Origin of the sequence: Pseudomonas paralactis, assembly GCF_001439735.1 — a bacterium.
GTDB lineage: Bacteria > Pseudomonadota > Gammaproteobacteria > Pseudomonadales > Pseudomonadaceae > Aquipseudomonas > Aquipseudomonas paralactis.
The window spans coordinates 34,151-59,178 of sequence record NZ_JYLN01000015.1 but is presented as its reverse complement, the minus strand read 5'-3'; the positions used below and the strand labels follow the sequence as shown (position 1 = coordinate 59,178).

Annotated in this window: 15 protein-coding genes; 5 read left to right on the top strand and 10 right to left on the bottom strand. The window is 62.7% G+C overall.

Features of this window, described 5'->3' with window-relative positions:
- Positions 1-29: 29 nt before the first annotated feature.
- The 3 genes from TX23_RS25280 to TX23_RS25270 all read right to left on the bottom strand — a co-directional run bounded on the left by TX23_RS25280 (position 30) and on the right by TX23_RS25270 (position 12,284).
- Positions 30-335: an XRE family transcriptional regulator gene (locus TX23_RS25280; RefSeq protein WP_057704510.1), complete on the bottom strand. Its 306-nt coding sequence runs from the start codon at positions 333-335 to the stop codon at positions 30-32.
- Complete coding sequence (locus TX23_RS25275; RefSeq protein WP_057704509.1) at positions 328-693, bottom strand: type II toxin-antitoxin system RelE/ParE family toxin; 366 nt, start codon at positions 691-693, stop codon at positions 328-330. Before TX23_RS25275 ends, TX23_RS25280 begins: the two co-directional genes overlap by 8 nt.
- A gap of 200 nt (positions 694-893) precedes the next feature.
- Positions 894-12,284, bottom strand: a complete 11,391-nt coding sequence (locus tag TX23_RS25270) for an autotransporter-associated beta strand repeat-containing protein (protein ID WP_057704508.1) — start codon at positions 12,282-12,284, stop codon at positions 894-896.
- Between the two features lie 370 nt (positions 12,285-12,654).
- Between TX23_RS25270 and TX23_RS25265 the strand changes: the two genes are divergently transcribed.
- Complete coding sequence (locus TX23_RS25265; protein ID WP_057704507.1) at positions 12,655-14,463, top strand: monovalent cation:proton antiporter-2 (CPA2) family protein; 1,809 nt, start codon at positions 12,655-12,657, stop codon at positions 14,461-14,463.
- 72 nt (positions 14,464-14,535) lie between these two features.
- Entirely contained in the window at positions 14,536-15,090 is a 555-nt protein-coding gene (locus TX23_RS25260; RefSeq protein ID WP_057704506.1) for a DcrB/PsbP domain-containing protein, read from the top strand.
- Positions 15,091-15,122: 32 nt separating this feature from the next.
- Here TX23_RS25260 and TX23_RS25255 read toward each other — a convergent pair whose 3' ends face one another.
- From TX23_RS25255 to TX23_RS25225, 7 genes are all read right to left on the bottom strand, one after another.
- Positions 15,123-15,839, bottom strand: coding sequence for an alpha/beta hydrolase (locus TX23_RS25255; protein WP_057704505.1), 717 nt, complete (start codon positions 15,837-15,839; stop codon positions 15,123-15,125).
- A gap of 11 nt (positions 15,840-15,850) precedes the next feature.
- Complete coding sequence (cobF, locus tag TX23_RS25250) at positions 15,851-16,606, bottom strand: precorrin-6A synthase (deacetylating) (RefSeq protein WP_057704504.1); 756 nt, start codon at positions 16,604-16,606, stop codon at positions 15,851-15,853.
- 9 nt (positions 16,607-16,615) lie between these two features.
- Positions 16,616-17,206 (bottom strand): histidine phosphatase family protein, encoded by a 591-nt coding sequence (locus TX23_RS25245; RefSeq protein WP_057704503.1) that lies wholly within the window; start codon positions 17,204-17,206, stop codon positions 16,616-16,618.
- Positions 17,207-17,398: 192 nt separating this feature from the next.
- Entirely contained in the window at positions 17,399-17,875 is a 477-nt protein-coding gene (locus TX23_RS25240) for a YbjN domain-containing protein (protein WP_057704502.1), read from the bottom strand.
- 173 nt (positions 17,876-18,048) lie between these two features.
- Positions 18,049-19,389 (bottom strand): MFS transporter, encoded by a 1,341-nt coding sequence (locus TX23_RS25235; protein ID WP_057704501.1) that lies wholly within the window; start codon positions 19,387-19,389, stop codon positions 18,049-18,051.
- A 33-nt stretch (positions 19,390-19,422) separates the two neighbouring features.
- The gene (locus tag TX23_RS25230; RefSeq protein ID WP_057704500.1) at positions 19,423-20,952 is read right to left on the bottom strand and encodes a class I adenylate-forming enzyme family protein; all 1,530 of its coding nucleotides are present in this window, start codon (positions 20,950-20,952) and stop codon (positions 19,423-19,425) included.
- Positions 20,953-20,955: 3 nt separating this feature from the next.
- Entirely contained in the window at positions 20,956-22,134 is a 1,179-nt protein-coding gene (locus tag TX23_RS25225) for an acetyl-CoA acetyltransferase (RefSeq protein ID WP_057704499.1), read from the bottom strand.
- Positions 22,135-22,264: 130 nt separating this feature from the next.
- Between TX23_RS25225 and TX23_RS25220 the strand changes: the two genes are divergently transcribed.
- The 3 genes from TX23_RS25220 (at position 22,265) to TX23_RS25210 (ending at position 25,005) form a co-directional block, all read left to right on the top strand.
- Positions 22,265-22,837, top strand: coding sequence for a LuxR C-terminal-related transcriptional regulator (locus TX23_RS25220; protein WP_057704498.1), 573 nt, complete (start codon positions 22,265-22,267; stop codon positions 22,835-22,837).
- Between the two features lie 183 nt (positions 22,838-23,020).
- Positions 23,021-23,947: a citrulline utilization hydrolase CtlX gene (ctlX, locus tag TX23_RS25215; RefSeq protein ID WP_057704497.1), complete on the top strand. Its 927-nt coding sequence runs from the start codon at positions 23,021-23,023 to the stop codon at positions 23,945-23,947.
- 11 nt (positions 23,948-23,958) lie between these two features.
- Positions 23,959-25,005 (top strand): ornithine cyclodeaminase, encoded by a 1,047-nt coding sequence (locus TX23_RS25210; RefSeq protein ID WP_057704496.1) that lies wholly within the window; start codon positions 23,959-23,961, stop codon positions 25,003-25,005.
- The last annotated feature ends 23 nt before the right edge of the window (positions 25,006-25,028 follow it).

The window sequence follows — 25,028 nt, the reverse complement described above, 5'->3', positions numbered from 1 at the left end:
GTTCCACTCTGGCGAAGAACACAGCGGCTTCAACAGGCAAAGTTGTCAATCTTGACCTGTCCATCCGGAAAGGTTGCGATGATTTCCAACTCGCCCCCCATCGCACGTATGTAGTCACGCAACGTACTGATGTACATATCAGTACGACGCTCCATCTTCGAAACCGCTGCCTGGTTGATATTCAATGCCTTCGCCAGGCTTGCCTGACTCAACTGCTGGGCCTTGCGCAGCTCATGCAGTGGCATTTCTTTCAAATGTTGCTCGAATATCCGTTCGGCATCGGCGCGCGACTCGGGCGTCATGTGAGCTTTCAGTTCCGCGAATTTCTTAGCCATGGTCACGGCCCTCTTTACGCAATGTTTCTAAATGTACGTCGTACAGCTTCTCTGCCAAGGGTACGTACTCGTGGTACCAACGGTGCTGTGCGGTTTTATCGCCACCTATCAGCAACACTGCACAGCGCCGAAAATCGAAGGCATACAACACTCTATAAGGTCGTCCTGCATGCTGTACCCGCAGCTCTCGCAGGTTGCCGTGTCGAGCGCCCTTGATATCGCTGCTATGAGGAAAGCGCAGCCCCGGCCCGAACAGCTCCAGCAAATCAACACTGGCAGCTACCGACGACTGCTCCTTTGCATCCAAGCCACCCCACCAGTCTCCGAATTCATCCGTGTATTCAATGTCCCAGACCATGCAAATATGCCACCCGAGGAATATAAACTCAAGGGCATAACTTTAGGTCGACGTTGGTTAGCCAGCCAGCCGCGCTCCGGAAGAAATTGTGTGTACATTCTTCAGCCTGGCGGGTGAGCCATAAACTCTGTGCATTCAGGAACCCTGAAATACTTCAAAAAAAACCGCCCTTTCGGGCGGTTCAAAAAACTCGGCCTTGATCAAAAACCGAGGGAGAAACTCACCGTCACCGCATGGTCCTTGTCGTTGCGCGAGAGTTGACCCGAATAGCCCAGGCCCAGCTTGCCGTTCTGGCTGATCTGGTAATCCAGGCCCGCTTCCACCACCGCGCTGTCCTTGGCAATCGGCACGCCCTGGGTGCTGAACGAGCCACCGCCATTGATGAAGCTCAGGTCGGCGTCAGGCTTGGTATCGCCGAAGGCATGCCGCCAGCCGATGCTGCCCCGCGGGGTGATTTTCGAGCCGTTGCCCAAGGTGAGGGTCTGGCCGATGCGCACGCCCAGGGTCGAGTAGGTGATGCTCTGGTCAGCGTCGCCACGCAGGGCTGCCGAACCGCCTTTTTCCTTGATCGTGTCGCTGTCGTAGTTGACGTAAGCCAGGCCGGCGAACGGTTCGAGGGCGACGCTGGCGGTTTGGATGGTATAGCCGACTTCACCGAACACCTGTGCACTGCGTGCCTTGTAGTCGGCTTTCAGGCGTTGGCCCGCACCGCCGACAGACACGTTGCGTTTGCTTTCGACGTCATGCCAGCTGTACGCCACGCCCATGCGTGCGGCGAAGGCTTCCTGCTGGTAGGCGGTGTAGGCCATCAAGTGGTAGCTGTCCACATCGGCACTGGAATTACGGCGCTTGGCATCCAGGTCGCTGCGGGTGTAGCCGGCGGCCGCGCCGACGCGCCAGGCGTCGTCCACTTGCTTGTCGGTGCCGAGCAGGAAGCCGCTGAGATTGCGGTCCAGCTTGGCGGTGTTGCTGTCACCGCCCATATGGCCCCAGGTGCCGAGTACGCGCATCCAACCGACCATCTCGCCGTGGCAACCGGCACTGGTCAGACGGTTTTCGCTTGGCGCCAGGGCATTGCGTGGGTCATCCTCGCGGTAGCAACCGGGTTGGCGCATGCGCTCGTTGACCGCGTCACGTACGTACCGCGAATCTTCGAGCATCGCGCTGGCGGTGCTGGCATGAATCTCGCCAGACAAGCTGTCGAAGGCTGCGCGCGCCCCTGCCACGTCAGAATTGAGCAACGCGTTCTGCACCGCTGCGCCACCGACGGCTGCACCACTGCCCAATGCCGCCGCCACGCCGCGCTGGTTAGCGGTAGCCGCCACACTGGCGTAGCTGACGTTATTACGGCTGACCGCCAGGGCTACCTGGGTTGGGCTGTAGTTAAGCGCGGTAGTGAGGAACGCCAGGTTCTCCAGGTTGGTGGTGGCAAAGGTGCCGTTTACCGCGCCCGCGGTCAGCAGTGTGTAGGTGGTCGCGCCGGCATAGGGTGCCAGGTTGATCACATTCAAGGTGCCGCCCAGGTTAGCAGTGCCGCCCACGGCCAGGGAGCCGGTGGTGGACGGAGTGATTACCAGGTTCAGCGCGCCGGTGCTGGCGTTGGTGAAGTTGCCGGCCACGCTCAACTTGCCGCCATCAGGCGTTACCGAGCCGTTGTTGACCAGCGAACCGACGCTGCCGTTGCCGGTCAGGCCCGCACCGTTGGCCACGGTGACTTGGCCGCCGAGCACGGCGCCTGGGTTGGCCGCGTTGCCCACTTGCAACACGCCCTCTTCTACCGCCACGGTGCCGCTGAACGGCTGGTTGCCGGTCAGCAGGAGCGCGCCTGCGCCTTGCTTGATCAGCGCACCGGTGCCGCTCAAGGTGCCGCTGAATTGGCCATTGGTGCGTTGGGCAAACAACAACCGAGCGTTGTTGAGGATCCTGCCACGCAGGCTGGTGGTGGTGCCCGCAAGCGTACCGCCACTGACGGTAGTGCCGCCGGTGTAGGTATTCGCGCCAGTCAGCAGCAAGGTACCGGCATCCAGTTTGTTGATGCCGCCGGTTCCCACCAGCGGTGCATCGATCTGGGCCGTCACGCCGGAATTGACTCGCACCGCCGCCAGGCTGCCATCCGCCGCGTTGGTCGGGCTCAAGCTGCCGCCTTCGCCGGCCGTCAGCACGTAGCCGGCGTCCAGCACTTGCAGACCGGTAAAGCCTTGGTTACCGACAACCGTCACGGTACCGCCCTGCCCGCCAAATACGGCGAACTGGTTGGTGGACGCCTGCCCTTGGGTGCCGGTGGGGTCGGTCCAGTTGGTGCCCGGGCCCCAGGTACCACTGCCACCGATGATGGTGCCATCGGGGTTGGTGGTGCCGCCGTTCCAGAACTGGATCTGCCCTGGAGCGGTTTGCACCACCAGGTTGAGCTGGTTGGCCAGCGCGGTTTGCAGGCTCACGTTGCCCAAAGCGACGGGCAAGGTGCCAAAGGTCAGGCCGTTATCGGTCAGGCTGCCGCCATAGCGGAACAGTTGATACACGCCCAGACCAAAGCCGCCCGCATCACTGACGTTAAGCGTTCCGTCCAGGGTCAGGTTGCCGGCCACATTCACCGCCGTGCTCGAAGCACCCGGGGCGCCGAGGGCAAAGTCCAGCGTGGTGCCCGATGACAACGCCAGCGAGCCGACCGACAGCGGTGTTGCCGCGCCCGCCTTGAGCACCGAACCGTCCGCCATGCTCACCGCACCGCCCAGGGTGCCGCTGCCGCCCAGGGTTGCGCCGCTGGCTACTTGCACCGCAGCGCTGTTGAGGGTGCCGTTGACCAACAGGCTGCCGGTGTTGACGTTGGTAGCGCCGGTAAAGGTGTTGTTACCGGTCAGCAGCAACGCACCGGTCCCGGTTTTATTCAATACGCCAGTACCCGTGAGGTTGCCGGTGTAGGTACCGTCGGTGGCTTGCTCAAAGGTCAATGCCGCATTGTTGGTGATGGCGCCTTGCAGGCTGGTGGTATTGCCGGTTGTGGTGCCGCCGTTGAGCGTGGTACCACCGCTGTAGGTGTTGGCACCCGCCAGCAGCAAGGCGCCGCTGCCGTTTTTCACCAGGCTGCCGGTGCCGCTGACGACGCCGTTAAGGGCCAGGTCGTGGCTGCCGGCCAGAGTCAACGGGCCACCCAGGTTGATGGCATTGGCCAGTTGCAGGTCAGTGCCTCCATCCAGTTGCGCAGCGCCGCCGACAGTCAGGGCACCGCTGCCCAGTGCGGCGTTGTTGCCCAGCACCAGCTGACCGGCGTTGAGGCCCGTGCCGCCGCTGTAACTGTTGACGCCATTGAGGGTCAGGGCTGCAGCGCCGCTTTTCACCAGACTACCGCTGCCGCTGATGCCACCATTGAGGGTCAGCGCGTTGCTGCCGCCAACCGCCAAAGCGCCGTTGACTACTGCCGCATTGGCCAGGGTCACCGCCGCATTGCTGTCCAGGGTGGTGCCACCCGCCGCTGTCAGCACGCCGGTGCCCAAGGCACTGTTGTTGCCGACCACCAGGGTGCCGCCATTGAGCGCGGTGCCGCCGGTGTAGCCATTGGCGCCATTAAGCACCAGGGTGCCGCTGTCGAGCTTGGCCAGGGTACCGGCACCGTTGAGCGTGACACCGAGGGTAGCGGTAACGTTCGGGTCGACGCGCACCGCGGTGTTGCCGGTGCCGCCATTGACCAGGTTAAGCACCCCCGCAGCGCCGGAGGCCAGGTTATAGCCATCGGTGACGAACTGCATGCCGGTGATGTTTTGCGTGCCGTCCACCGTCACATTGCCGGCCGCGCCCTGGAACACTGCGAAGCTATTGGTCCAGCCTTGGTTGAGCGTGCCGTCGACATTGGTCCAGTTGGTATTACCGGCGCTCCAGGTACCGTTACCACCGTCGATGGCAGCGTTGCCGATCAGGTTATTGCCATCCCAGAACTGCACAGTGGTGTTAGGCGCAGTTACCAGCAGGTTGACCTTGTTGCTGATGGCGGTCTGCACTTGCAGATCGCCCGGCACCACGCTGCCCGGCAATACGCCGAGGGTCAGGCCGTTATTGGTCAGCGCCCCGCCGTAGTTGATGAGGTTGTAAACGCCACTGCCAAAGCCGCCGATATCGGTGACGTTGAGGTTGCCGTCCAGGGTCAGGTCGCCGCCGACATTCAGCAGCCCGGTGCCGCCGCCCAGCACCGGGGTGCCAAGGCCGACATCCAGGTTGGAATTGCCGCCCAGCACCAGCGAGCCCACCGACAGCGTGCTGCCGGTGTTCAGGCCGACATGGCCCCCGTCGGCAACGGTCACGGCACCGGCAAGGGTGCCACTGCCGGTCAGGGTCGCGCCGTTGTTGACCGCCACCGTGGCGCTGGCCAGGGAACCTGTGACATTCAAGGTGCCGCCATTGACATTGGCTGCGCCGCTGATGCCATTGGTGCCGCTCAGGTTGAGCACACCGCTGCCGTTTTTATCCAGGCCGCCGGTACCGCCCAGCGAACCGCCAAAGGTGTTGTCCAGGTTGCTGCCGCCCACCGCCAGCGTGCTACCGCCCGCCACCTGCACCGTGCCGTTGCCGGCCAGGGAATTGAGGCTGGCATTGCCACCCAGGTTGAGACTGGCGCCGCTGCCGACGGTCACGCCCGAGGTAGTGCCCAGCGCGCCGTTCCCCAGCGTGGTCACACTGCCGCCGGCCACGGTGAGTGGGCCGCTGAAGGTATTGCTGCCCGTCAGCAGCAGGTCCGCCGCGCCATTCTTGATCAGCGCCGCGTTGCCGGCCAGCACACCGGCCAGGGTCAGGTTATTGCTGCCTGCGACGGTCAGGTCGCCATTGAGATTGACCGCATTGGCCAGCACCAGTGGCGTGCTGTTGGCCAGGGTTGCCGCACCGCCGAGGGTCAAGGCGCCCGAGCCCAGGGCCGTGGCATTGCCCAGGGTCAACGTACCGGCATTCAGAGTTGTGCCACCGCTGAAGGTGTTGGCACCGTTGAGCACCAGGTTGGAGGCACCGGCCTTGATCACGGAACCGCTGCCGTCAACTACGCCATCAAGGCTCAGATCATTGCTGCCGCCGACTGTCAGCGCGGCATTAAGGCTGAGGTTATTGGCCAGGGCCAGTGCGGCGCTGGTGTCCAGAGTCGCCGCGCCATTGACCGCCAGGGCACCGCTGCCCAGGGCCGACGCGTTGCCCAGGGTCAAGGACCCCGCGTTCAATTGGGTGCCACCGAGGTAGGCATTGGTGCCATTGAGGGTCAAGTTGCCCGCACCGGTTTTGGTCAGGCCGCCCGCACCGCTGACCACGCCGTTCAGGCTCAGATCGGCAGTCCCCAGAATGCCCAGGTTACCCGCCAGGTTCACCGTATTGGCCAAAGCCACCGCCGTGTTGCTGTCAAGACTGGTACCGGCTGCCGCGTTCAAGGCACCACTGCCCAGTGCGGTGTTGGAGGCGACGATCAAGCCGCCGGCGTTGAGTGCGGTTGGCCCGGCATAGGTGTTGTTGCCACTGAGGGTCAGGTTGGCGATGCCATTTTTGATCAGGCTGCCGGTGCCCGCCACGTTACCGGCCAAGGTCAAGGCATTGCTGCCAGCGATGGTCAGCGCACCGTTGAGGTCCACATTATTGGCCAGGTTGACCGCCGCGTTGCTGTCCAACGTAGTGCCATTGGCGGTGGTCAACAGGCCGCTGCCCAGGGCACTGTCGTTACCGACCACCAGCGTGCCGCCATTGAGCGCGGTGCCGCCGGTGTAGCTGTTGGCGCCGTTGAGCACCAGGGTGCCTGTGTCGAGCTTGGCCAGGGTACCGCCACCATTGAGCATGACACCCAGGGTCGCGGTGACGCCAGGGTCGACCCGCACGGCGGTGTTGCCGCCGGTACCATTGAACAGGGTCAAGGCCCCCGCCGTGCCACCCGCCAGGTTGTAGCCATCCGTGACGAACTGCAACCCAGTGATGGCTTGCGCGCCGTCAACGGTGACGGTGCCCGCCGTACCTTGGAACACCGCGAAGCTGTTCGGCGCCCAGGCTGTGTTAAATGCGCCATTGACGCCGGTCCAGTTGCCGGTGCCTGCGCTCCAGGTGCCGCTGCCGCCTTCGATGGCGCCGTTGCCGGTGATCTGGCTGCCATCCCAGAACTGCACGTTGGTACTGCCGTTGACCAGCAGGTTGACCTGGTTGCCGATGGCGGTTTGCAGGTCCAGGTCGGCAGCCGGGATATTCACCGGCAGGCTGCCCAGTTGCAGGCCGTTATTGGTCAGGCCGCCGGTGTAGTCGATCAGGCGATAGATACCGGTGCCGAAGCCGCCGATATCACTCACGTTGAGCGTACCGTCCAGGGTCAGGTTGCCGTTGACCTGTACCAGTGCCGTACCGCCGGTGGATGGCGCGCCGAGGCCCGCATCCAGGTTGGAGTTGGCATTGAGCAGCAACGCGCCGGTGGTCAGGGTTGCGCCCGAGTTAACCGCCAGGTGGCCGCCATCGGCGATGACCACATTGCCCAGCAAGGTACCGGTACCGCCCAGGGTCGCGCCGCTGCCCACATTCACATTGGCGCTGGCCAATGAGCCGTTGACGAGCAGGCTGCCGCCATTGACCAGCGTATCGCCGGTCAACACGCTGAGGCCACCGAGGGTCAGGGCACCCGTGCCATCCTTGGCAAAGTTGCCGAGCCCCGCCAAAACGCCACCGAACGTGCTGTCGAGGTTATTGGCGCCGACACTCAAGGTATCGCCTGCCCCGACTGTCGCAAGCCCAGTGCCGGTGAGCGCGCCCAGGCTGGCGGTGCCGCCCAGGTTCAAGGAGGTACCGCCCGCCAGATTGACGCCGGCACCCACACCCAATGCGCCATTGCCCACGGTGGTAAGGCTGCCCGCTTGCACATCGAACAAGCCGTTGAAGGTGTTGTTGCCGGTCAGGCTCAAATCAGCCGTGCCGGTTTTGATCAGGTCACCGCTGCCTGCCAGCACACCCGCGAGGGTCAGGTTGTTATTGAGGCCGCCCACGGTCAGGCTCGCATTGAGGTTGATCGCGTTGGCCAGCACCAGCGGTGTGCTGTTGGCCAGGGTGGCCGCACCGCCGACCGTCAAGGCCCCGGTACCCAGCGCCGCTGCGGTGCCGAGGGTCAAGGTGCCCGCATTGAGGGTGGTGCCGCCTTGATAGATATTGACGCCATTGAGCGTCAGGTTAGCGGCCCCGTCCTTGACCAACGCGCCAGTGCCACTGAGCAGGCCAGCCATTGTCAGGTCATTGCTGCCGGCCACGGTCAGCGCCGAGTTCAGGATGGCATTATTGCCGACGGTCAAGGCTGCATTGCTATCCAGGGTTGCTGCCCCTCCGACGGTGAGATTGCCCAGCCCCAGCGCCGCCGCATTGCCCAGGGTGAGCGTACCGGCGTTCAGTGTGGTGCCGCCGAGGAAAGCATTGGCGCCTGTGAGGGTCAGGTTGGCCGCACCGTCTTTCGTCAGGCTGCCGGCGCCATTGACCGCACCGGTCAGCGCCAGGTCGGCGGTGCCGCCGATGCCCAGGTTGCCCGCCAGGTTAATTGCATTGTTGACGGTCAGCGCAGTGCTCGCATCCAGAGTCGTGCCGCCCGCCGCATTGAGTACACCATTGCCCAACGCGGTATTGGCCGCCAGCACCAGACCACCTGCGTTCAAGGCCACCGGGCCAAGGAAGGTATTGCTGCCGCCCAGGGTCACACTGGCGGCGCCATTTTTGATCAAGCCGCCTGCGCCGCCAATCACGCCGCTGAGCACCAGCGCGTTGCTGCCCGCCAGGTTCAAGTTGCCGTTGAGGGTAATGTCATTGCCAAGCGCTGCTGCGGTATTGCTGTCCAGGGTGGTGCCCGCCGCTGCGGTCAGGGCGCCAGTGCCCAGCGCGGTGTTGCTGCCGACCACCAACGTGCCGCCGTTAAGCAAGGTGCCCCCGGTGTAGCTGTTGGCGCCACCGAGTACCAGTGTGCCGGTATCGAGTTTATCCAGGACGCCCGCCCCGGTGATATCCACGCCAATAGTCGCGGTCGCCAGCGGGTCGACACGCACCGCGAAGTTGCCGCTGCCGGTGCTCAGCTGCCCGCCGGTGCCATTGACCAGGTTGTAGCCATCGGTGACGAATTGCATGCCGGTAAGAGCCTGCACGCCTTCCACGCTGACCGTACCCGCCGCGCCCTGGAACACCGCAAAACCACCGCCCCAGGTCTGGTTGAGAATGCCGTCGGCCGAGGTCCAGTTGGTGCCGCCCGCCGTCCAGGTGCCGCTGCCACCGTTAACGCTGCCGTTGGCCACGGTTTCGCTGCCGTCCCAGAACCGGATGTTCGGTGCCGACACCACCAGATTGACCTGGTTACTCAACGACGTTTGTACCAACAGGTCACCCAGGCCATAGCCCAACGGCACGCTGTTGACGTTTAATGCGCCGGTCAGGCTGCCGGTGTAGTTGATCAACCGATACACACCGGCGCCGAAGCCACCGGCATCGCTCACATTGAGGTTGCCGGCCAGGTCCACATTGCCCCCGACATTCAGCAACGACGTCAGCGAAGGCGCACCGAGCGCCACATCCAGATTGCCGCCAGCGCTCATGCTCAAGCTGCCGGCGGATAAGGTCGCCCCGCTGTTCAAGGCCAGGTGCCCGCCGTTATTGATATTCACAGCCCCCAACAGCGAACCGGTGCCGGTCAGGGTGCCGCCGCTGTTCACGTCAACCACTGCACTGCCCAGGGAACCGGTGAGGTTCAAAGTGCCGGCGTTGATCTGCGTGTTACCGCTGATGCCGTTGATCCCGGTAAGGTCCAGCGTGCCGGTGCCGACCTTGATCAAGCCACCCGCGCCACTGAGGCTACCGTCAAAAGTACTGCTGGTGCTCAGGCCACCTACGCTGAGATTGAAACCTCCGCCCACCGCCACGTCGCCCGTGCCGCTGAGGCCGGCCAGGCTGGAATCCACATTCAGGTTCAGCGCCGCACCGGCTGCCACGTTGGCGCCGGAACTGCCCGCCAGGGCATCGGCACTCAACAGTGTGACGCTGCCGGACAAAATATCCACGGCGCCAGTGAAGGTGTTACTGCCCGACAGCGCCAGATCGGCCAAGCCATTTTTGATCAGGCCACCCGCGCCGCTGATCACGCCGTTCAGGGCCAGGTCGTTGTTGCCTGCCAGGCTCAAGTCGGCATTCAGGGCAATGGCGTTGCCGATCCCGAAGGCTGCGCTGTTATCCAGGGTGACGGCGCCGCCGACCGTCAAGGCGCCGCTGCCCAGCGCGCCCGCTGTGCCGAGGATCAAGGTACCTGCATTGAGGGTGGCGCCACCGCTGAAGGTGTTGGTGCCGTTGAGGGTGAGGTTGGCCAAGCCGTCCTTGATCAGCGGGCCCGCGCCGCTGATGGCATTGCCCAGGGTCAGCGCGTTGGTGCCGCCCAGGGTCAGCCCGGCATTGAGAACAATGCCATTGTTCAGCGCAACCGCGGTGCTGCTGTCCAGGGTCGCCGCACCACCGACTGTCAGTGGGCCAAGGCCCAGGGCCGTGTTGCTGCCGACGGTCAGTGTGCCTGCATTCAGGGTGGTGCCACCCAGGAAGCCATTGGTGCCGCTGAGAATCAGGTTGGCCGCGCCGGTTTTAGTCAGGCTACCGGCACCATTGATGCCACCGCTCAGGGTCAGGTCGGCGGTGCCGCCGATGCCCAGGTTGCCCGCCAGGTTGACCGCATTGGTCAAGGTGACGGCCGTGCTGGCATCCAGAGTCGTGCCCGCCGCCGCATTCAAGGCTCCGCTGCCCAACGCGGTAGCGGAACCCACCACCAGCCCACCGGCATTCAGCGCGGTAATGCCGGTGCGGGTGTTGTTGCCGGTCAGGGTCAACAGGCCCGCACCGGTTTTGATCAGGCTGCCGGCACCGGACATGACCCCGCCCAACGTCAGCGGGTTGGTACCAGCCAGCGTCAGGTTGGCGCCCAGCGCCACGTTGTTGGTGAGTAACGACGCACCGCCCGCATTCAGGTTGGCAGCGCCCGTTACACTCAAGCTGCCACTGCCCAACGCCGTGTTATTGCCCAACACCAGCGTGCCGGCACCCAGGCTGGTGGTGCCGGTGTAACCGCTGTTGACACCGTTGAGGGTCAGGCTGCCCGCACCGCTGTGGGTGATCCCACTGGCGCCGGAAATCGCACCCCCCAAGGTCAGCGCACCGGCCACGTCGGTGGTCAGGTTGCCGTTCAGGGTCAGCGCATTACCCAGGCTGACAGTGCCGGGGGCTTGCAAGGTGGTGGCTGCGCTGACCGTCACCGCGCCGCTGCTCAAGGCGAGGTTATTGCCCAGTTGCACCGAACCGCCGGCCAGGTTTGTCGCGCCGGTGTAGGTATTGGCACCGCTGAGGATCAGTTGCCCGGTACCGGCCTTGGTCAAGCCGCCGGCCCCCGAGAGCACGCCGCTCAAGGTCAGGCCGGTCGAGGCCCCCTGTACCGTCAAGCCGCCCGTGCCCAGAGTCAGCAAATTGGACAGGGTCAAGCCATTGCCGGTGGCCTCGATGGTCCCGCCGTTGGTGGTCAGTACACCGGTGCCGAAGGTGGTGTTGCTATCGAACTGCGAGATGCCGCCATTGAGAGTGGTGCTGCCGCTGACCAAAGGCCCTTGCAGGGTCCAGGTGCCGCTGTTGATGGTCAGGTTGTTGAAGTTGACATAGTTGGCACTCGACGCGGTGCCCGTCCCCGTGGCACCACCGCCGACGCCGGTGGTGTTCTGCAAGATCAAGGTGTTGCTGCCCAGTGCGCCGCCGTCGACCTGGCCGGTGGGCGCGAATGTCAGGTTCACACCCAGCAGTCCGCCCAGGCTCAGGCCCGCACCGCCGCCGTTCGTTACGCTTGAACCCGTCACAGCAGTGAAGGTGTTGATGCTGCCGGCCCCCATCGACACACCGCCGGAGATGGTCCCGGTGTTGATAAAGGTGTTGCCGGTGGCGGAGCTTTCGAACGCTACGCGCCCGGTCAAGGTGCCGTTATTGGTCATGTTGACCTGCCCGCCGCCCTGTACTGCCACCACCGGGGTATCGGAAGTGAACAGTGAGACGCCGAGCAAGGACGAAGAGCCGATGGTGCCGTTGTTGACGATGGTGGTGATGCCGCCTGCGCCGTTGGTGGCGTTCAGCGCCATGCCATCGAGCGAAGCCAGGTTGACCCCGAGCAGCGCACCGGTGCCGCGCATGATGCCGCTGGCGGTGTTGGTGATGTTCAATGCGCTGGCTGCCGTGTTGCCGATCACGACGCCACCGCTCAACAATGAAACAAATCCGAGGAGTGCCGGGTCAATGGTGCCGGAGTTGTTCAACGTCGTGTTGTTGCCGGTCAGGGTCAATGCTTTGCCGCCCAGCGTTGCGTTGAGTTGCGCCCCGGCGTTGACATTGACCGTCAGGTTGTCGACCGCGCTGCTGAAGGTGTTGAGGAACAATGGCAATGACGGCACGCCCGTACAGGTGACCGTCGCGCCGAACGCAGGACTTGCCGGGGTGCAGGCGGCGAGCACATTCGGGCTCGCCAGGCCCATGACCAGACCGGCCACGCCCAGGCGGATAGCAAGAGAAAGCGCAGAAATACGAGGTACAGCGGCAGTCACAAGTCTTCTATCCACGTTCTACTCCTTGTGGTGCAAGCGTTTCGTCCATGAATGCGTAAAGAGCCCGGGTTTAACCTTCCACACGCATCGAATTCGAAATACCTGACCGTGGTGACTAACAATCCAGTTTGTCGAAACGTTAGTAGAGCCACGGAAAAGTCATTGAATTAAATGGTATTAATACTTTCGTAAAACCCAGGAACGAGCGGGGTAACAACCAATATCCATTGACTGTCGCGACAAAAATACAAGTTTCAAAATGTGAAAAAGCGCTCTAATAGCGCCCTGCCCCCTCTGCGCTGGAGCGCTTTTTTGTGGCGAGGGAGCTTGCTCCCTCGCCACAGCAGCGGTTAGCCGTTGATTCAAGTAAACAATGGAGTTCGCAATGCCCCATGAAGGCAACCTGTTACAAGCGGCCGTAGTGTTCCTGCTCGCCGCCGTGCTCACCGTGCCCCTGGCCAAGCGCCTGCAACTGGGCGCGGTGCTGGGCTATCTGTTTGCCGGTGTGATCATCGGCCCGTCGGTACTCGGCCTGATCGGCAACCCGCAAAGCGTGGCGCAGTTCTCTGAATTGGGTGTGGTGCTGCTGTTATTCATCATCGGCCTGGAGCTGTCGCCCAAACGCCTGTGGGTGATGCGCAAGGCTGTGTTCGGTGTCGGCCTGGCCCAGGTGCTGCTCACCGGGTTAGTCATGGGCGCGGTGGCGCTGTGGCTGTTTGGCCAGCCCTGGAATAGCGCCATCGTGCTGGGCCTGGGCCTGGCGCTGTCCTCGACCGCGTTTGGCCTGCAAAGCCTGGCCGAGCGCAAGGAGCTCAACCAGCCCCACGGGCGTCTGGCTTTCGCCATCCTGCTGTTTCAGGACATCGCGGCTATCCCGCTGATCGCCCTCGTGCCTCTGCTGGCCGGTGGCAGTCACCCCACCACCGAAGCCGAGGGCTTGCGCCATGGTTTGCAGGTACTGGGCAGCATCGCCGTGGTCATCATCGGTGGGCGCTACCTGTTGCGTCCGGTGTTTCGCATCGTCGCCAAGACCGGCCTGCGCGAAGTGTCCACCGCCACCGCGCTGCTGGTGGTGATCGGCACCGCCTGGCTGATGGAACTGGTGGGCGTATCCATGGCCCTGGGGGCCTTCCTCGCCGGCCTGCTGCTGGCGGATTCGGAATACCGCCACGAACTGGAATCCCAGATCGAACCCTTCAAGGGCCTGCTGCTGGGGCTGTTTTTTATCAGTGTGGGCATGGGCGCCAACCTCAGCCTGCTGCTCAGTACGCCGCTGGTGGTGATCGGCCTGACCCTGCTGTTGATCGGCTTGAAACTGCCCCTGCTGTACGCCGTTGGCCGCATGGTCGGCGATCTCAATCGCGAAAGCGCCTTGCGCCTCGGCGTGGTGCTGGCGGCCGGGGGTGAATTCGCCTTCGTGGTGTTCAAGATCGGCCGCGATCAGGGGCTGTTCGAACCGCACCTCTACGATGTGCTGGTGCTGACCATCACCCTGTCCATGGCCTTGACCCCGCTGTTGCTGCTGGTGTGTCCTAAGCTGTTCAGACCCAAGGTCAAGCCGGTGGAAGTGCCGGAGGAATACCGCGCCATCGAAAGCGACGGGCCCCGCGTGGTCATCGCCGGCATGGGGCGGATGGGCCAGATCGTGGCGCGGATCCTGCGTGCGCAGAACATCTCGTTTATCGCCCTCGACACCTCGGTGGAAACCATCGAGCTGACCCGCAGTTTTGGCGGTATGCCGGTGTTCTACGGTGACCCCCAGCGCCCGGAAATCCTCCACGCGGCCAAGGTCGATCAGGCGGAATTCTTCGTCATTGCCATGGACGACCCGGAGATCAATATCAAGACCGCCGCCCTGGTGCGCAGCCTCTACCCGCACATGAAGATCATCGCCCGTGCCCGTAACCGTCAGCACGTGCACCGCCTGGTGGACCTGGACGCTTCACCGGTGCGCGAAACCTTCTATTCCAGCCTGGAAATGAGCCGCCGCACCCTGGTCGGCCTGGGTTTGAGCCAGGCTCAGGCAGATGCGCGCATCAATCGCTTCAAGACCCACGACCAGCAAGTGCTCGCCGCGCAACACGCGGTGTACGACGATGCGGCCAAAGTCATGCAAACCGCCCAGGAAGCCCGTACGGAACTGGCGCGTTTGTTTGAGATGGACAGGCTTGAGGAAGAGTCCGACAAGGTGTGACATGGAGAATGAACGAAATTGCGAATTTTCTGACAGAATACGCCGCAATTTCGTTCATCCCTGGAGCGCCACATGGCCACGTTCACCAAGACCGCAGTGCTGCTGGCCCTCGCGCTTACCGCCGGCAGCGTGTTCGCTGCCGCCAAGCCGACCACGCAAAAAATTTCCACCCTGGGTGGCAAGTTCACCTTCAACCTGCCCAAGGCTTACAGCGCCGACACCCTACCCTCCGGCAAGGCTGAGGACGGCACCGCCGATACCCAGGGCACTCTGTATGCCAATTCAACAACGAAAAGCGTAGTGATCGTCGCCGAAACCGTGCGCAACGATGGGGCAACTATCAAGGATAACGACCCGCAGTTCCTTGATGGCGCCGTGGCTGATTTCGTCAAGGACCAGAGCGCCGCCCTGCCCGACTTCAAGAAGCTCGGCGAGAAGAAGCTGACCTACAAGGGCCTTGGCTTGCGCCAGGTGGACAGCAGCGCCACTCAGGGCGGCGGCAAGACCTTGAACTCCACATTCCTCGGCGGTTCCGGCAATCACTTGCTGGTGATTCAGGCGATTTCCCGGGCCGATGATGTGAAGGGTCATGCACAGTTGGTCAAGCAGATTACGGGCGGTAAGTAATTCACCGCCCTTTGCACATTTTTACTGGATGTTTAGTTCAGGCTTTTCTCCAGCCAGGCTTTCAAGTCCTGCACTTCGGCTTCGCTGATCGTGTGATTCATCCCCGGGTACCCATGAAACTCCGGCTTCAACCCCAACCCCACCAGCACCTCGTTCGCCTGGGTGCCCGACGCATACGGCAGCGCCTGGTCCAGGGTCCCGTGGCCAATAAAAATCGCCAGCTTGCCCAATGATTCCTTGGGCTTGAGCTGCGCCTTGAGCACCGGCAACACACTGCCGCTCAACGCCGCGATACCGCGCACCAGCTCGGGCTGACGCAGGGCCACTTCGTAAGACATGATCGCGCCCTGGCTGAACCCCACCAAAAACACCCGGTCGCTCCGGGTGTGGTACTTGGCGGTGGCTTTGCCGACAAAGTCTTCGATCAGTTTGGCGCTGCTTTGCAGGTCAGCGGTTTCGCCGTTGTAGTCAGGCTCATCGGTCTTGGTAAACCAGCGATAACCCTGGGGCTCTACCGGCATCGGCGCACGCACCGACAGGTAAGTCCAGGTCGGCGGCAACGCGTCCTTGATGCCAAACAAATCCTCCTCGTTGCTGCCAAAACCATGCAGGAAAATCACCAGCGGCTGGTTGCGCGCGTCGCCCTGGGTTTGTTCCAGATAGGCCAGCGGCAAGTCGTTGTGCAAGGTGGAATCGGCATGTGCGGCACTTGCGAACAGGGTCAGCGCCAGGGCAAAAACTTTGAGCATGGAAAGCGTCCTCAGGGTTTGCGCAACAAATAAGTGTCCATGATCCAACCATTGGCCAGGCGCGCCGCCTTGCGTACACGCTCGATCTCGGGCGCCACTTCACTCACTTTGCCGCTGATCAGGATTTCGTCCGGCGTGCCCAGGTAGGCGCCCCAGTAGATGTTAAGGTCCTGGTCGGCAACGCTGCGGTAAGAGTCTTCAGCATCAAGCATCACCACCAGGGTATCGGCATCACTGGCCTGCCCCGCCGCCAGGCGACGCCCGGTAGTGATTTCGACGGACTTGCCGATACGGTTGAGCGGCACCTTATGCTGGGCCGCCAGGGCCTGCACGCTGGTGATACCCGGGATCACTTCGAACTCGAACACGCACCGGCCGCTGGCCAGGATCGCCTGCAAAATGCGAATAGTGCTGTCGTACAGCGCAGGATCCCCCCAGGCCAGGAACGCCCCCACTTCACCGTCAGCCATTTCTTCGTTGATCATGCGCTCGAAGGTGTGCTGCTTATCGCGGTTAAGGTCTTGCACGGCGGTGGTGTAGTCAATTTCACCACGTACGCGCTCAGGGCAATCGGCCTCGACAAAACGGTAGCCGGGCTCGGTGATGTAGGTCTGGCAGATCTCACGGCGCAGGTCGATCAGCTTGTCCTTGCTCTGGCCCTTGTCCATCAGGAAGAACACGTCGGTACGGTTCAGCGCCTTCACGGCCTGCATCGTGATGTAGTCAGGGTTGCCGGCGCCAATGCCGATGATCAGGATGCGTTTCATGGGGTGCTCTCAGTGCGGGGCGTTGATTTTGCCATGATCTGCGCCCCACGCGTGAGTTTCCAGGCGCAGGCGCCAGACGCTGTTGAAGCGCAACTCAATGGCCGACAAGGGTTCGACGTCGATCCGATAGAACATCGAGACCGGGAACTGCATGACGCAGCGCATCGCGGCGCGAATCACGAACGGGTGGGTCACGGCGACTGTATGGCCGGGGTGGGTTTCGAGGGATTGGAGCCATCGGCCCACACGCGCGCAGAGCTGATCCACCGACTCGCCGCCGTGGGGTGCGCAAGCGCTGTCGGTGCTCCAGGCCATCAACGCTTCGCTATCGAGTTGGCTGATGTTCTGGCCTTTCCACGCGCCAAAATCAGCATCGCGCAGCGCCATTTCCACCTCGGCGTGGGCGCCGAACAAGCCGGCTGTCTGGCGGGTTCTGGCCTCGGGGCCGCAGAGCAGGCGCGGTGGTTTTTTGTAGCGTCCGGCCAGAGAGCAAGCAGCACTTTGCCAGTCCATCGAGACGGACTCATCGTCGGGAAAACGCCCATTTTTTTGCAGGGGGGTGATGGCGTGGCAGATCAGGGTCAAACGGGTGGCGAGCATCGCATTTCACTTTGTTTTCGGTAGGTTACTGCCCCACTATCAACGATTAACCTGATGAAGGGTAGGAGCGAGCTTGCTCGCGAAAAACGTCAACGATAAAGCGTGCTTCCTGAATGAACGCGGCGCCTGTGAGTCTTTCGCGAGCAAGCTCGCTCCTACAGGTATTAGGGCAAGCCCCCCTCCCATGTTTAGTTAGGCGGGCGACGTCTCACTGACCGGCGCAGCTGCCGCCTGGGCCTGCAACTGTGCGGCTTGCTGGCTGTATTCGCGCAGGTAGACGATAAATTCCTGCAGCAGGCGATCCCACAGTTCCAGCTGGCTACGCAGATGCGAGGCGCCGACACCGGCCACCACCACGTCCATCTCCATCAACAGGAACTCCCCCTGCACCGACAACCGCGCAAAGCGCCGCGAGGCATTCCACACCTGGGCCAGGCCCTCAGGCAATTCGCCCTGCACCCGCAGCGCGCAGCTGTAGGTAAAGTCCACATAACTGCCCTGCTCGGCCGCCGGGTTGCCGAAACGCACGGCAAATCCGATGCCCTGGCTGGCGCTGAGCAATTGCACAACGCCATTTTGCTCGGACTGGTTGACCCGGTACCCGGCTTCCTGCAACAGCTCGGTGAGGCTTTGAATGGATACGCTGGTGATCAGTTGAACATCGCTCATAGTGGTCTCTTCCTTGTTGATCATTGATTAAGGCGGTGTGTGAGCATCGAACCGATTAAGGTATAGCTCATTGCCAAAACCTTGGGTCAATTCCTCGCAAATGACCCATCCTCATCACAACAACGACTGGCTCCGTTTTTTCGATCATGCTGCATCAGTGAGATAAGAGTCGGCTATGAGGCCGTCTTCGGGAGCAAGCCCCCTCCCACATCGGCAGGCGCTTGAATCGGGTGACCGCTGGCGACAAAATCCTCCTTGCGCAACAGCACCAATGCCACCAACGACACCACTCCGGTGGCGACGTAGAAATACCAGGGCGAGGTAATGTCGCCCGTCACCTTGATCAACCAGGTGGAAATCAACGGCGCGCTGCCGCCGAACACCGCCACCGGCACGTTATAGGCCACCGCAATCCCGGTAGAACGAATCCGCGTCGGCAGCAGTTCACTCATCAGCGCATAGGTCGACGACGCGTATAGCCCGAACAAAATCGCCACCGCCATCAACGGAGCGAAGAACGACGCCGGGGTCGCGGTGGGTGCCGACTTGAACAGCCAGAACATCGCCAGGGTCGCCAGAGTGCCGATCACCATCAGGAACGGCTTGCGCCCGTATTTATCAGTAAAGGCCCCGCCAAACGGCATCACGAAGGCCGCCGAGAAACTGGCGACGAACACGTAGAGCAAGGTGGTGCCGCTGTCGAACTTGAGGATCTTGGCCATGTAGGTCGAGGCGAAGGTCAGCACCAGGTAGAAGATCGAGCTGTGCAAGGTGATGATGAAGAACACCAGGGCAATCGCGCGCTTCCACTGCCAGACTTCCCGCAGCGGCGCCCTCGATGTTTGCCCGGCGCGTTGCAGCGCCAGGAACTCAGGGCTGTCTTCAAGCTTGAGGCGGATGTACATGGAGATAAAGCCCAGGGGCGCGGCGATCAGGAACGGTACGCGCCAAGCCCATTCCTGCATGACCTCGGCACCCAGCATCCAGGTCATGCCATTGGCCACAGCGCCGCCCAACAGCAAGCCGAGCACAGCGGTGACCATCAACCAGCAGGTGGCGAAACCGCGGCGACCGGGGCCTGCGTATTCGGAGATAAAGCTGGTGACGGTGCCGATTTCGCCGCCCGCCGAGAAGCCTTGCACGCAGCGCACCAGGATCAAGAGGATCGGCGCGGCGATGCCCAGGCTGGCGTAGGTCGGCAACAGGCCGAGCATCACCGTGGAGCCAGTCATCATCACCAGCGCCATGATCAGGGTTTTGCGCCGGCCGATCTTGTCTGCCAGCGGGCCAAAGAACAGCCCACCCAGCGGGCGGATAAAGAAGCTCAAGGCAAACGCGGCGAAGCTGGCCAACAGGCTGGTGGTGGGGTCATCGGAGACGAAAAACGCCTGGCCGATATAGACCGCGAGAAATCCATACACGCCGTAGTCGTACCACTCGATCAAGTGGCCCGAGGTGGCGCCGAGAAATGCCCGGCGGCGCTTGCGGACGGTGTCTGGTGCGGGATTGCCCATCGTGGGGACTCCTTGTCTGATTATCGATCCTTGTTAAAGCGCGGCGATACTCGCTGCTTTCAACCACTGCCGCAAGTCGGTCTTCAGAATCTTGCCGTAGCTGTTTTTGGGCAAGTCGCTGCGCCATACATATTTTTTCGGTTTCTTGAACGAGGCCATACGCGCCAGGAACCAGGCGGTGAGTTCGCCCTCGTCCAGAGGCTGGCCGCTGCGCGTCACCACAAAAGCCACCACCGACTCGCCCCACTGCGCGTCCGGCTCACCCACCACGCACACTTCAAATACCTGCGGATGCTGGGCCAGCACTTCCTCGACTTCACGGGGGTACACGTTGCTGCCGCCGCTGATGATCACGTCCTTGGAGCGATCCGTCAGGGTCAGGTAGCCGGCCGCGTCGAGATAACCGATATCACCGGTCAACAGCCAGCCGTCCACCAACGTTTGGCCAGTGGCCTGCGGGTTTCGCCAGTAGCCTTGCATTACTGTGGCGCCACGCACCGCGATTTCGCCGCGCTCGCCGGTGGGCAGTGGTTGGTGCGCGGCATCAAGAATGCGGATTTCCACGCAAGACTGCGCATGGCCCACCGAAGCGGCCAGGCTCTCCCAGTCGGGGCGCTGGCGTTCGGCAATCACTGCACGGGGCAACACGCTGATGGTCATCGGGCTCTCGCCCTGGCCGTAGATCTGCACCAGGCGCGGGCCGAAAGTATCGACAGCTTCGCGCAGATCAGCCAGGTACATCGGGCCGCCGCCATACACGATGGTCTTGATGCCTGCGCCATGATAATTCTGGCGCCGCGCCTGTTCGACCATGCGTTTGACCATGGTCGGCGCGGCAAACAGCGACACATTGCCCACGTGCTCGGCCAGCCCGAACAGCTCGGCGGCGTCGAAGCCATGGGAGGCCGGCACCACGTGGCGGGCGCCGCAGCGCACATGGATGAAGTTGTACAGGCCAGCACCGTGGGACATCGGCGCGGCATACACCGCGGCATCGTCGGCGCTGACCGCATCGACATCCGTGGCGTAGCACAGCGACATGGCGACCAGGTTGCCATGGGACAGCATCACGCCCTTGGAACGCCCGGTCGTGCCGGAGGTGTAGAACAACCAGGCGAGGTCCTGGTCCCGGCGTAGCACCGGTTGCTCCAGGGTCGGCCAACCACGATTGGGGGGGAGCAGATGGCCGTCCAGTTCCTTGCAGCGCGGCGGCAAATCCCGCGATGAAAACACTCGGCCGCCATCGGTAAAGATCAACCGAGCTTCGGCATTATCGGCAATCCACGCCGCTTCGCTGGGGTGCAGCTTGGCATTGATCGGCACTGCCACGGCGCCCATCCACCAGATGGCATAGAGCAATTCCAGGTAGTCGCAGCTGTTTTTCATCAGCAGCGCCACCGCGTCCCCGGGCACCAGGCCGTGCTGGTCCACCAGGTGCGCGGCGCGTTGGCGCACGTGGGCGGCGAAGGTGGCGTAGTCGGCCACCTGGGTGGTGCCGTTGAACAGCGCCGGGCGTTGCGGGGCCCGACGCTGGGTGTCGTGCAGCCAGTTGGCAATGTTCATGGCTCAGCTCCGGCGTGCTTGCAGGACCGACGCGTAGTTGGCCACCGCCATGCCGCCCATGTTGAACACCAGGCCGAACTCCGGGTTGGGTACTGCCAGGCCGATCGGTTCGCCGGTCAATTGCCGGAACGCCAAAGCATGCATGGACACACCCGTGGCGCCGACCGGATGCCCCTTGGCCTTGAGCCCGCCGGACAGGTTCACCGGCAAACGCCCGCCGGCACGCACCACGCCGCTGTCGAGTACGCGATGCCCTTCGCCCTTGGGCGCCAGGCCCATGGCTTCGTAAATCAGCAACTCGGCAATGGTGAAACAGTCGTGCACCTCGGCGAAGCTCAGGTCTGCCAGGGTCACATTCGCTGCGCGCAACGCTGCATGGATCGCGCGTTGCGGGCCTTCAAAGGCAAGGATGTCGCGCTGGGCGATGGGCAAGGTGTCATTGACCTGGGTCATCGCCCGGATCTGCACTTCGCGGCGAAACGCCCGTGCACGTTTGGGCGAGGCCAGGATGATCGCAGCAGCGCCATCGCTGATCAGCGAGCAGTCTGTCAGGCGCAGGGAATCGGCCACGAACGGGTTGCTTTGGGACACATTGTTGCAGTGCTCGAAAGTCATCTCCCGATGCATCTGCGCCAGCGGGTTGGCCATGGCGTTGGAGTGGTTCTTGGTGGCGATGGCGGCCATTGAGCCCAGCGGGCAGTGGTAGCGCTCGGCATATTGGCGGGCGGCGCGGCCGAACAATTGCGGGAAACTCAGGCCGGCTTCGGCCGGGTCGTTCTGGTAGCCGGCGCCGGCCAGGGCTTGGGTGACGGCGGCGGTGCTGGTGTGGGTCATCTTTTCAGCGCCCACCACCAGCACCAACTCGGCGCTGCCGGAGAGAATCGCATGGACTCCCGCCTGGATCGCCGCCGAACCCGAAGCGCAGGCGTTTTCGCAGCGGGTGGCAGGTTTGAAACGCAGCCCGGGGTCAGCCTGCAACAACAACGAGGCGGCAAACCCGTCGGGCACCAACCCTGAGTTGAAATGCCCCAGAAACAGCGCGTCGATTTGCGACGCATCAATTGCAGCGTCGTGCAGGGCTTCACGGGTAACCTGGACGATCAGGTCTTCCAGCGTGGTGCCTTCCAGGCGACCAAAACGGGAGTGACCAGCGGCAACAATGGAGACGCAATCAGCAGGCATAATCAATTTCTTCTGTTCTTGATCCGGACTTTACTTACAATGACCCACCCCTGGTCCCGCGCCAATTCGTGTAACTACTTACATGGGTAAGTAGCGCGCCAGGGAACCGAACAACGAGGCAGGATGCCCCATGAACATGCTTGCACAGCAATTCCCCGACCTCGAACGCCTGGCGTTCAAGCTGTCCCCTGCCCCGCAGATCGTCACCAGCGACCGGGTGATACTCGACTGCAACGATGCCTTCCTGAAGCTGTTCGGCTATACACGCCAGGCGCTGGTCAATCAGTTGACCCTGCTGATCTACCCGTCCCAGGCCGACTACCACGCCATCGGCAAGCGCAGCCATGACTGGCTGCTCGACAGCGACAACGGCTTCTACTCCGATGAACGCTTCATGCAGCACCACAATGGCGAAGTGTTCTGGGCCAAGTCCCACGGCTACACCCTCACCCCCAAAGACCCGTTCAAGCTGATGATCTGGCACTTCGAACGCCTGGACCGCCAGCATCAGGGCACCGGCGACCTCACGCCGCGGGAGCGGGAGATTGCCATGCACATCGTCAATGGCTTCAAGTCCAAGGAAATCGCCCTGCGCCTGGCGATTTCCCACCGTACGGTGGAAGTGCACCGGGCGCGGCTGATGAAGAAGTTGCAGGCCAAGACCGTGGTGGAGCTGGTGTCGAAGATCATTCTGGTGGCGTGACAAACAACATCTATTGAGCAGGCTGCCCTCCCACGCCTGCCCCATTTCAATCCAACAGCCGATTCAGCTGCCTTATCCCCCTTTTCAGCTTTCCCGGCTGAGCTGCCCCGCTGTTTCAGCCGGGATCCTTCCACCCTATGGCACAAAATAGCGTCACAAGATCCCCCATGGACCCGTGCCCCCATGCAAACCACCAACACCGTCCTGATGATTCGCCCGGCGCGCTTTGCCTTCAACCCGGATACCGCGATCAACAACCGCTTTCAACGCCCGCCGCCGGACCCGCTCAGTGCACAGCACAAAGCGCTGGAAGAATTCGACGGCTATGTCGACACCCTGCGCCGGCACGGCGTGGAAGTGCTGGTGGTGCAGGACACCCCGGCACCTCACACCCCGGATTCGATCTTCCCCAACAATTGGTGGAGCAGCCACGCCGACGGCAGCCTGGTGCTCTACCCCATGCAAGGCCAGAACCGACGACTGGAGCGCAACAAGGGCGTGCTGCAAGTGCTGGAGCAGCGCTTTGCGATCAATACCACCATCGACCTCAGCCACCTGGAACAACAGGATATCTTCCTCGAAGGCACCGGCAGCATGGTGCTCGACCGCCAGCACCGCATCAGCTACGCCTGCCATTCCGGGCGCACCCATCACGCGGCGCTGCGCCAGTTTGCCGAACGTCTGGACTACCAACTCTGCGTGTTCCACGCGCTGGACCGTCACCACGCGCCGATCTACCACAGCAACGTGATGATGAGCGTCGGCCGCGACCTTGCAGTGGCGTGCTTGCAAGCCCTGCCCGACGAGGGCGAACGCCTGGCCCTGGAGCGCTCCCTGCGCGACACCGGCAAGGACATCCTCGCCCTCGACTTCGACCAGTTGGAAGCCTTCGCCGGCAACATGCTCGAAGTCCACGACCGTGACGGCCAGCCGCTGCTGGTGATGTCTGCCAGCGCCTGGCGCGCATTGCAACCGGCGCAGCGCCAGCAGGTGGAGCGCCATACGCGGCCAGTGGTGGTGAATATCGACAACATCGAACGCATCGGCGGCGGCAGTGCCCGTTGCATGCTGGCCGAAGTGCATCTGCCGGTGCGCCCCTCATTTCAATAAGGAGTCTTGCCATGACCCGTTATATCGACGTCAACGACCTCAGCTACCTGGTTTCGCAAAAAGGGTTGCAAACCTGCATCACCGAGATGGCCGAGTACATCCGTGCCGACTACCTGCGCTGGCAGGACTTCGAGAAATGCGCACGCCTGGCCAACCATTCGCCGGATGGCGTGATCGAGTTGATGCCTGTCTCGGACGCCTCGCTGTACGCCTTCAAATACGTCAACGGCCACCCCAAAAACACCCTGGCCGGTATGCTGACCGTGATGGCCTTTGGCGCCTTGGGCGATGTGGACACCGGCAAACCCGTGCTGCTGGCGGAAATGACCCTGACCACCGCCATCCGCACCGCTGCTACCTCGGCCCTGGTCGCCCGCTACCTGGCGCGCGACAACAGCCGCAGCATGGCGTTGATCGGCAACGGCTGCCAAAGCGAATTCCAGGCCCTGGCCTTCCACGCCATGCTCGGCATTAACGAAATTCGCTTGTTCGATATCGACGCCAGGGCCACCGCCAAACTCGCCGCCAACCTCAAGGCATTCCCGGCGATCAAGGTGATCCTGGCTGATAGCGTGGCCGAGGCGGTCAAAGGTGCGGATATCGTGACCACCGTCACCGCCGACAAGGCGTATGCAACCATCCTCACCGACGAGATGATCGAACCGGGCATGCACCTCAATGCCGTAGGCGGCGATTGCCCGGGCAAGACCGAGCTGGACCGGCGCATCGTTGAACGCGCCCGGGTAATCGTGGAGTACGAACCGCAAAGCCGCATCGAAGGTGAGATCCAGCACATGCCTGAAGATTCGCCGGTGACCGAGCTGTGGCAAGTGATCAACGGCCAGAAGCCCGGCCGCGAGAATGCGCGCCAAATCACCCTGTTCGACTCGGTGGGTTTTGCCATCGAGGACTACTCGGCCCTGCGCTATGTACTGGACGTCGCCAAGGCGCTGGACGTGGGCAGCGAACTGGAACTGGTACCCGACCTGGCTGACCCCAAAGACCTGTTTGCCCGCCTGGCCCAGCAGCCGGTCGCACAGCAGAAAAAGCGCGCCTGAGAACGCTCTGGCCTGCCGCTTTG

Coding starts and splice junctions, on each gene's coding strand:
- TX23_RS25280 (WP_057704510.1), bottom strand. CDS start 335: ATGGCTAAGAAATTCGCGGAACTGAAAGCTCACATGACGCCCGAGTCG.
- TX23_RS25275 (WP_057704509.1), bottom strand. CDS start 693: ATGGTCTGGGACATTGAATACACGGATGAATTCGGAGACTGGTGGGGT.
- TX23_RS25265 (WP_057704507.1), top strand. CDS start 12,655: ATGCCCCATGAAGGCAACCTGTTACAAGCGGCCGTAGTGTTCCTGCTC.
- TX23_RS25260 (WP_057704506.1), top strand. CDS start 14,536: ATGGCCACGTTCACCAAGACCGCAGTGCTGCTGGCCCTCGCGCTTACC.
- TX23_RS25255 (WP_057704505.1), bottom strand. CDS start 15,839: ATGCTCAAAGTTTTTGCCCTGGCGCTGACCCTGTTCGCAAGTGCCGCA.
- cobF (WP_057704504.1), bottom strand. CDS start 16,606: ATGAAACGCATCCTGATCATCGGCATTGGCGCCGGCAACCCTGACTAC.
- TX23_RS25245 (WP_057704503.1), bottom strand. CDS start 17,206: ATGCTCGCCACCCGTTTGACCCTGATCTGCCACGCCATCACCCCCCTG.
- TX23_RS25240 (WP_057704502.1), bottom strand. CDS start 17,875: ATGAGCGATGTTCAACTGATCACCAGCGTATCCATTCAAAGCCTCACC.
- TX23_RS25235 (WP_057704501.1), bottom strand. CDS start 19,389: ATGGGCAATCCCGCACCAGACACCGTCCGCAAGCGCCGCCGGGCATTT.
- TX23_RS25230 (WP_057704500.1), bottom strand. CDS start 20,952: ATGAACATTGCCAACTGGCTGCACGACACCCAGCGTCGGGCCCCGCAA.
- TX23_RS25225 (WP_057704499.1), bottom strand. CDS start 22,134: ATGCCTGCTGATTGCGTCTCCATTGTTGCCGCTGGTCACTCCCGTTTT.
- TX23_RS25220 (WP_057704498.1), top strand. CDS start 22,265: ATGAACATGCTTGCACAGCAATTCCCCGACCTCGAACGCCTGGCGTTC.
- ctlX (WP_057704497.1), top strand. CDS start 23,021: ATGCAAACCACCAACACCGTCCTGATGATTCGCCCGGCGCGCTTTGCC.
- TX23_RS25210 (WP_057704496.1), top strand. CDS start 23,959: ATGACCCGTTATATCGACGTCAACGACCTCAGCTACCTGGTTTCGCAA.